The sequence below is a fragment of the Noviherbaspirillum aridicola genome, from assembly GCF_019656455.1.
GTDB classification, from domain to species: Bacteria; Pseudomonadota; Gammaproteobacteria; order Burkholderiales; family Burkholderiaceae_D; genus Noviherbaspirillum; species Noviherbaspirillum aridicola.
In genome coordinates, this window is record NZ_BPMK01000030.1 from 1 (window position 1) to 6,218 (window position 6,218).

9 protein-coding genes are annotated in these 6,218 nt (G+C 66.5%); 6 read left to right on the forward strand and 3 right to left on the reverse strand.

The window, feature by feature from the left end:
* A partial coding sequence (locus NCCP691_RS21065) for an integrase core domain-containing protein (RefSeq protein WP_220810545.1) occupies window positions 1-127 on the forward strand: 127 nt, incomplete at its 5' end.
* Window positions 128-168: 41 nt separating this feature from the next.
* On the opposite strand, the gene NCCP691_RS21070 is transcribed toward NCCP691_RS21065, so the two are convergent.
* The 3 genes from NCCP691_RS21070 to ygfZ are packed head-to-tail and all read right to left on the reverse strand — an operon-like array spanning window position 169 to window position 2,220.
* Window positions 169-894, reverse strand: a complete 726-nt coding sequence (locus NCCP691_RS21070; RefSeq protein WP_220810538.1) for an NRDE family protein — start codon at window positions 892-894, stop codon at window positions 169-171.
* Window positions 885-1,172: a DUF4936 family protein gene (locus tag NCCP691_RS21075; RefSeq protein ID WP_220810539.1), complete on the reverse strand. Its 288-nt coding sequence runs from the start codon at window positions 1,170-1,172 to the stop codon at window positions 885-887. Before NCCP691_RS21075 ends, NCCP691_RS21070 begins: the two co-directional genes overlap by 10 nt.
* A gap of 1 nt (window position 1,173) precedes the next feature.
* Window positions 1,174-2,220 carry a CAF17-like 4Fe-4S cluster assembly/insertion protein YgfZ gene (gene ygfZ / locus NCCP691_RS21080; protein WP_220810540.1) on the reverse strand — a complete coding sequence of 349 codons (1,047 nt, stop codon included), beginning with the start codon at window positions 2,218-2,220 and terminating at the stop codon, window positions 1,174-1,176.
* A 126-nt stretch (window positions 2,221-2,346) separates the two neighbouring features.
* Between ygfZ and mltG the strand changes: the two genes are divergently transcribed.
* The 5 genes from mltG to NCCP691_RS21105 all read left to right on the forward strand — a co-directional run bounded on the left by mltG (window position 2,347) and on the right by NCCP691_RS21105 (window position 6,073).
* The gene (mltG, locus tag NCCP691_RS21085; RefSeq protein WP_220810546.1) at window positions 2,347-3,324 is read left to right on the forward strand and encodes an endolytic transglycosylase MltG; all 978 of its coding nucleotides are present in this window, start codon (window positions 2,347-2,349) and stop codon (window positions 3,322-3,324) included.
* A gap of 172 nt (window positions 3,325-3,496) precedes the next feature.
* The gene (gene tmk, locus NCCP691_RS21090; RefSeq protein ID WP_220810541.1) at window positions 3,497-4,117 is read left to right on the forward strand and encodes a dTMP kinase; all 621 of its coding nucleotides are present in this window, start codon (window positions 3,497-3,499) and stop codon (window positions 4,115-4,117) included.
* Window positions 4,114-5,145, forward strand: coding sequence for a DNA polymerase III subunit delta' (locus tag NCCP691_RS21095; RefSeq protein ID WP_220810542.1), 1,032 nt, complete (start codon window positions 4,114-4,116; stop codon window positions 5,143-5,145). The genes tmk and NCCP691_RS21095 overlap by 4 nt, the downstream gene beginning before the upstream one ends.
* A gap of 2 nt (window positions 5,146-5,147) precedes the next feature.
* On the forward strand, window positions 5,148-5,537 hold the full coding sequence (locus NCCP691_RS21100) for a PilZ domain-containing protein (RefSeq protein WP_220810543.1): 390 nt from the start codon (window positions 5,148-5,150) through the stop codon (window positions 5,535-5,537).
* A gap of 26 nt (window positions 5,538-5,563) precedes the next feature.
* Window positions 5,564-6,073 carry a GNAT family N-acetyltransferase gene (locus tag NCCP691_RS21105; protein ID WP_220810544.1) on the forward strand — a complete coding sequence of 170 codons (510 nt, stop codon included), beginning with the start codon at window positions 5,564-5,566 and terminating at the stop codon, window positions 6,071-6,073.
* The last annotated feature ends 145 nt before the right edge of the window (window positions 6,074-6,218 follow it).

The window sequence follows — 6,218 nt, forward strand, 5'->3', positions numbered from 1 at the left end:
CGCCGAAATGCTCCATCAGTGGAACCACCACTACAACTGGCACCGCCCGCACCAAGGTATCGGCGGCAAAGCACCAATGTCCAGACTCTCAACCAACCGAAATAACCTCTTGCAACTTCACAGCTAGCGCGGCGCGCGGCAGCGGTCCGGCCGCCGGTAGCGCGGGAATCAGCGGTGCACGCGCTCGGCGATCGTCGGCTCACCCCGGGCTGGCAGCCTGACCAGGCTCGACACGCGCGTGCCGTAGGTCGGCGACTCGATGCAGACAGCCGACAGAACCCGCTCCCACTCCAGGCTGACTCCGGTGCGCGGCAGGCGTTCGTCGTCGACCCGGGTGCCGTCGGCCAGCATCTCGAAATAGGCATCGTCCGGCGCGCCCTGGCAGAGCAGGCTGGAGAATTCGGCGCGCGCATTGACGAGTTTGGGCCAGGGGGTATTCAGCTGCGCGTTGGACAGGCCGTAGATGCCCGGCGCCAGCGGCTTGCCGTTGTCCGGCCCCGGATCGCGGGCATTGGAGTAGCAGACCAGGCTGGTGCGGTCGCCGACCAGGAGGTTGAAGGGATTGTAGCGATCGGCATGCACGGCGAGTTCGTCGATGAATGCCTGCGGCGCCGCGCGGCTGCGCAGGAAGTCCGCCACCAGCGCGCCGCGGCTATGCGCATCGTCCCGCTGGTCGAGCGGCGCGCGCACATTGGTGACTGCCGCGAAGCGGCCGTCGCGCGTGACGCCCATCCAGCTGCCCCCGGCCTTTAGATCGCGTCCGGCGTAGATAGCCGGCTCGTCCTGCCACCAGTGCGCGGCCTGCGCCGGGCGGTCATAGAATTCGTCGCGGTTGCCGGCGGCGAGCAGCGGCATGCCGGGAAGGATTTGCCAGGCAAAGACGATCAGGCACATGGGCGCACATCCTCAAAGATTTCGGTATGTCGTGGACCGTCGATCAGCGCGGCGGCGCCGGATTGCGCCAGCGCGCGGTCCAGTGCGTCGTCAAAGCCCGCCGGCACATCTTGGTAGACCTCCATCCAGGTCTGGCGGCCGTCCTTCTCCTCCGGCCGGCGCTTGAGCGCGGCGCTCACGCCGTGCTCGCGCGACAGGGCTTCCTGCATCGCCGCCAGCAAAGGCTGCAACGCGGCGGCGTGGGCAGGCGGCACCCGGTAATAGATGTAGAGATCCACTTTACGCCGGCAGCGGATAGGGCAATGCGCGGAAGGCCAGGACCGGGCCGCCGGCGGCGCCGAGATGCACGCTGCCGGCCTCCGCCGCGGCGGTCTTGAGTTCGACCAGGCAGTCGCAGCCGTGGCTGAAGTTCGGCTCGGCGTTGACGATCATGCCGCAGGGCTGGTCGGGGTCTTCGCTGGAGAACACTTCCATCCCGGCCCGCGCATCGAGGCTGTCGACGGAGGCCAACATCATCCGGCGCTTGAGCTTGCCGAGATACTGGCTGCGCGCGACGATCTCCTGTCCGGGATAGCAGCCTTTCTTGAAATTGACGCCGCCGATCAGTTCGTAATTCACCATCTGCGGCACGAACTGCTCCTGGGTCGCCTGCGTCACCTGCGGCAAGCCGGCGCGGATGTCGAGCAGGCGCCAGAGCGCGGTCGCGGCCGGCGTCGCGAGTGTGACGAGTTCAGGCCATGCCTGTACCAGGATCGCTACCGGCGCCGTCCAGCGGTAGCGCGGCAGTCCGTCGGCATCGGGAACGCGGATCAGGGTGCCGGCTTCCGAGTCCGACTTCTGCCAGGGCTGGGCGGGCAGCGAGGGAAACCATTTCTTCAGCAGATCGCCGACCGATTCTCCGGCCAGGCCGAGCGTCGGCAGCTCGTCGCCGCGGTCGGCGAGTTTTGCCTTCGCACGCAGGATGAACATCTGCAGCCGCTTCTGCACGGCCGGCTGGATCGCCCTCGGCAACTGCAGGAAAAAGCCTTCGCTCCCGCGCCACATGAGGAAGCTCGCCAGCATGCGGCCCTTGGGCGAGCAATAGCCGGCGAGGCGGGCGCTGCCCATGTCGAGGTGCTCGACATCGTTGGTGAGCTGGTTGTGCAGAAAATTCGCGGCGTCGTCGCCGGTGGCGCCTATCAGGCCGAGATCGGTCAGGGGCGAGACGACATTGCGCGGGATACCGGGCAGATCGCCGAAGCCCGTCACCTCGTGGGGGCGCTCCTGATCAAAGCTGGCGCCGCTTTGCGCCAGAAACTGCAACCATGCATTCGTGGATTCGGTCATACGCTCAGGAATTATCGATTCGCCGGTATCATTTCGGCTTTGATTATAGTGACGTCTTGAAATCGCGTCCGGCCGCCGTCTCCGGCGGTCCGGCACTCTCACCGGGATACCGACTTGTTCAGGAAAATGTTTCTCGCCGCGGTCGCCTTCGTGCTGCTGGCGTCCGCCCTCATCGCCTACTGGGCCTGGCGTCCGATCACGCCGCCCGGCGCCGCGCCGATCGCCTTCGCCATCGAATCCGGCAGCAGCGTGCGGCGCAGCATGCAGCAGGTGGAAGCGGCCGGCGTGCCCGCCAACCCCTTGCTGCTGGAGCTGATCGCCCGCCTGACCGGCAAGGCGCCACGTCTCAAAGCCGGGAATTATGAACTAAAGCCCGGAACCTCGCCGATGGCCCTGATCGACCAGCTGGTGCGCGGCGAATACGCGCAGGAGGCGCTGGCCGTGATCGAAGGCTGGACCTTCCGGCAGATGCGCGCCGCGATCGACGCCCATCCGGCGCTGCGGCATGACACCGCGCAGCTGAGCGACAAGGAATTGCTCGACAGGATCGCGCCCGGCGAGAAGGCGGCGGAAGGCCTGTTCTTCCCCGATACCTACCGCTTCGCCAGGGGATCGAGCGACCTGCAGATCTACCGCCAGGCCTATGCGCTGATGCAGAAGCGGCTCGACGACACCTGGAGCCGCCGCCAACCCGGCCTGCCGTACAAGAGCCCGTATGAAGCCCTGATCATGGCTTCCATCATCGAGAAGGAAACCGGGCAGCGCTCGGAGCGCAAGATGATCGCCGCCGTCTTCGTCAACCGGCTGCGGCAGGGCATGCTGCTGCAGACCGACCCCACCGTCATCTATGGCATGGGCGACAAGTTTCAGGGCAATATCCGCAAGCGCGACCTCGAGACCGACACGCCCTACAACACCTACACGCGCGCCGGCCTGCCGCCCACGCCGATCGCATTGCCCGGCGCGGAGTCGCTGGAAGCGGCGGTCGCGCCGGCGGCGATCGACGCGCTGTATTTCGTCGCGCGCGGCAATGGCACCAGCGAGTTCTCGAACAATCTCGCCGATCACAACCGGGCGGTGAACAAGTACCAGCGCCGCGAGTAGCCGGCCGGGGGAAAACACGGCGCCGCCGACGATGCCGGCAAGCCCCGGCCGCCGCGAGCGCCCCGCCACGCGCGCCGGACGCATCCGCTCCCGCTGCATATGCGCCGGCGCGCCACTACTTCGGCCCGGCAAAACCGGCGATAATGCCCGTCGCGAACATCACGATGCATCCATGAAACCTGGCAAATTCATCACTTTCGAAGGCATAGACGGCGCCGGCAAGTCCACTCATCTCGCGTATGTCGCCGACCTGCTGCGGTCGGCCGGCAGGCAGGTGGTGCTGACCCGCGAACCGGGCGGCACCCCGCTCGGCGAAAAGCTGCGCGAGCTGATCCTGCATGAGCCGATGCACATCGAAACCGAAGCCCTGCTGGTCTTCGCCGCCCGGCGCGAGCACCTGGCGCAGCTGATCGGGCCGGCGCTCGCCCGCGGCGACTGGGTGATCTCGGACCGCTTCACCGACGCCACCTTCGCCTACCAGGGGGGCGGGCGCGGCCTGCCGTTCGAGCGGCTGGAAATGCTGGAGAACTGGGTGCATCCGCATCTGCAGCCGGACCTCACGCTGCTGTTCGACGTGCCGCTCGAGGTTGCCCGCGCGCGGCTCGACGCGGCGCGCGAGCCGGACCGTTTCGAGCGCGAGCGCGCCGACTTCTTCGCCGCTACCCGCGCCGCCTACCTGCGCCGCGCGCACGATTTCCCGGAACGCTTCCGCCTCATCGATTCCAGCCGGCCGATCGGCGCCATTCAGAACGAGCTGCGGGCCGTGATCGACGACCTCGCCGGGCAGGCATGACGGCGCCGCTCTTTCCCTGGCAAGTCCCCGCCTGGCGGCAGCTGCAGCAGCTGCGCGAGCGCCTGCCGCACGCCATCCTGTTCCACGGGCCGCGCGGCATCGGCAAGACCGCGTTCGCCGAACGCTTCGCGCAGTCGCTGCTGTGCCAGTCGCCCGCCGCCGATCATCAGCCCTGCGGCCGCTGCGACGCCTGCGGCTGGTTCGACCAGTACAGCCATCCGGACTACCGCCGGGTGCGGCCGGAACTGCTCGACGAAGAGGAAGCCGGCGACGCCGGCGAGGGCGAGGCCGTCGAGACCAGGAAGGCCGGCAAGGCCAAGCCTTCGAAGGAAATCAAGATCGACCAGGTGCGCGCGCTCGCCGATTTCATGAGCGTGTCCACGCACCGCCAGGGGATGCGCGTCGTGGTGCTGTATCCGGCCGAGGCGCTCAACACCGCCGCCGCCAATGCGCTGCTCAAGACGCTGGAGGAGCCGCCGCCGTCGACCATGTTCCTGCTGGTGTCCAACAGCCTCGACCGCCTGCTGCCCACGATCCTGTCGCGCTGCCGCAAGTTCGCGCTCGGGCTGCCGTCGCCCCGGGAAGCGGTCGCCTGGCTGCAGGAACAGGGCGTGGCCGACGCCGATGTCTGGCTGGCGGAGCAGGGCGGAGCGCCGCTGGCGGCGCAGGAAATGGCGCAGACCGAGGTCCGGGAAATCATGGATATCCTGCTGCAGCAGCTGGCGCGGCCGGGCGTGGACGGGGCGCTGAAAACAGCCGAAAAGCTGCAGAAGGCGCCGGTGCCGGACCTGGTCGCGTGGCAGCAACGCTGGCTGTACGACATTTTTTCGCTCAAGCTTTCCGGCAGAATCCGTTATTATCCCCGCTACCGGAAAGAGCTGACCGCGCTCAGCCAGCGCGCCGACACCGGCGCCTTGCTCAGGGCGCTCAAGTCGGTGCAGGAGCGGCGGGCGGTGGCAGAGCATCCGCTGGCGGCACGGCTCTTCATCGAAGACATGTTGCTCGAATATTCATCCGTGTTTGGATAAAGATGGCCGATACTCCTCAGGCACCTTCCACCAGCGGTCCCGCAACCGCCGTCGCGCGCCCCTCGGTCCTGTCGCTTCCGATCAAGGAAAAGGCGGCGCTGTACGCCGCCTACATGCCGTTTCTCGCCAACGGCGGCATCTTCGTCCCGACCAGCAAGCCCTACAAGCTGGGCGACGAAATCTACCTCATCCTCACCCTGATGGACGATCCGACCAAGTATCCGATCGCCGGCAAGGTGGTCTGGATCACGCCTCCCGGCGCCAATCACAACAAGGCGCAGGGGATAGGCGTGCATTTTTCCGCCGATGAAAGCGGCCAGCGGGTCAAGGCGCGCATAGAGGAACTGCTCGGCGCCGCCCTGCGTTCTTCCCGCGCCACCCATACGCTCTGATAACAATCACAACACGCAGCACGCCGATGTCGCATCCGAACACTTATACGCACCGCCTCGCCCGTTTCGAAGACCTGCCCGCGATCGTGGCGATCTACAACAGCACCGTGCCCTCGCGCGAAGTCACGGCCGATACCGAGCCGGTAAGCGTGGAGTCCCGCCACGCGTGGTTCGCCGAGCACACCCCCGAGCGGCGCCCGCTGTGGGTGGCCGAGAAGGACGGCGAAGTCGTGGGCTGGCTGTCCTACTCCAACTTCTACGGCCGCCCCGCCTACAACGGCACCGCCGAGCTGTCGATTTACATCCGCGACGACCAGCGCGGCAAGGGGCTGGGGCGGTATTTCCTCGAGCAGTCGATCGCTTTCGCGCCCAGCATCGGCATTCATACGCTGCTGGGCTTCATCTTCGGCCACAACAAGCCCAGCCTCGGGCTCTTCTACAAGTTCGGCTTCGAACGCTGGGCGCACATGCCCCGCGTGGCGACGCTGGACGGCATCGAACGCGATCTCGACATTCTCGGCAAGCGCATCGCCTGATGAGGGTACGGCGCTAGATGTGATGTTTCAATAGGTTGTTCTGGTTCATTCGGATTGGATTTGAGAAACTGGAAATCGCCAAACCCCCAGTTCTCAAAGAAGCCAACCGAATGAACATCCATAAGAATGCCCGATTGACGTTTAT

Excerpts from the sequence above, each read along its gene's own strand:
- NCCP691_RS21070 (WP_220810538.1), bottom strand. The coding sequence starts at position 894 with ATGTGCCTGATCGTCTTTGCCTGGCAAATCCTTCCCGGCATGCCGCTG.
- ygfZ (WP_220810540.1), bottom strand. The coding sequence starts at position 2,220 with ATGACCGAATCCACGAATGCATGGTTGCAGTTTCTGGCGCAAAGCGGC.
- mltG (WP_220810546.1), top strand. The coding sequence starts at position 2,347 with ATGTTTCTCGCCGCGGTCGCCTTCGTGCTGCTGGCGTCCGCCCTCATC.
- tmk (WP_220810541.1), top strand. The coding sequence starts at position 3,497 with ATGAAACCTGGCAAATTCATCACTTTCGAAGGCATAGACGGCGCCGGC.
- NCCP691_RS21095 (WP_220810542.1), top strand. The coding sequence starts at position 4,114 with ATGACGGCGCCGCTCTTTCCCTGGCAAGTCCCCGCCTGGCGGCAGCTG.
- NCCP691_RS21100 (WP_220810543.1), top strand. The coding sequence starts at position 5,148 with ATGGCCGATACTCCTCAGGCACCTTCCACCAGCGGTCCCGCAACCGCC.
- NCCP691_RS21105 (WP_220810544.1), top strand. The coding sequence starts at position 5,564 with ATGTCGCATCCGAACACTTATACGCACCGCCTCGCCCGTTTCGAAGAC.